Source organism: Paenibacillus monticola, from assembly GCF_009664975.1.
GTDB classification, from domain to species: domain Bacteria; phylum Bacillota; class Bacilli; order Paenibacillales; family Paenibacillaceae; genus Paenibacillus_AQ; species Paenibacillus_AQ monticola.
This window is the reverse complement of sequence record NZ_WJXB01000035.1, coordinates 1-536: the sequence shown is the minus strand read 5'-3', so window position 1 is coordinate 536 and position 536 is coordinate 1. Positions and strand designations below refer to the sequence as shown.

The following is a 536-nucleotide window of genomic DNA, read 5'->3' as shown; positions in this document are numbered from 1 at the left end:
AGCTGGCCATTTCGCATGTGATCTTCCTTCATTCGCATGAAGGTGGCGTCCGAATCGGTCTTGCTGAAGCTGTTTCGACTCCCCAGCGTTTTCTGATACTGTTCGTACTTTCTCAGGCGCGGAAGCAGATCCTTGCGGAGCTGACGTACCGCTTTCTTCAGTGGTTTATCTTTCGGTTTCTCCTGGAGCCGAGCTTCCAGCTTTTGAATGGCGGTTTCTAACTTCTCGCCGGTCCATTCGGTTCCTTCGCCGAGTTCAGTAAGGTCACTGCCTTGTTGAATTTGCTCTTCCCGCTGTTCGTCAGCCTCAATGGTAGCAAAAAGGGTATGCACCTTCTCTTGCAATTTCGCTTTGTGCTTAACAACGGCTTTCCCCCAAACAAAGGTGTAGCGATTGGCATTCGCTTCAATCTTGGTCCCGTCTACAAAATAATGATCTAGGGAGACGTACTTTTCCTCGGTCAAGAACTGCAATACGGCGGTAAACACGGTTTCGAGGACCTCTTTCATCCGCTGGGAACGGAAGCGATTGAGGGT

General features: G+C 50.2%; 1 protein-coding gene. It reads right to left on the bottom strand.

What is annotated here, in order from left to right; genetic code table 11:
* On the bottom strand, window positions 1-536 hold a 536-nt coding region (locus GJB61_RS31020; protein ID WP_195724539.1), incomplete at both ends, for a transposase.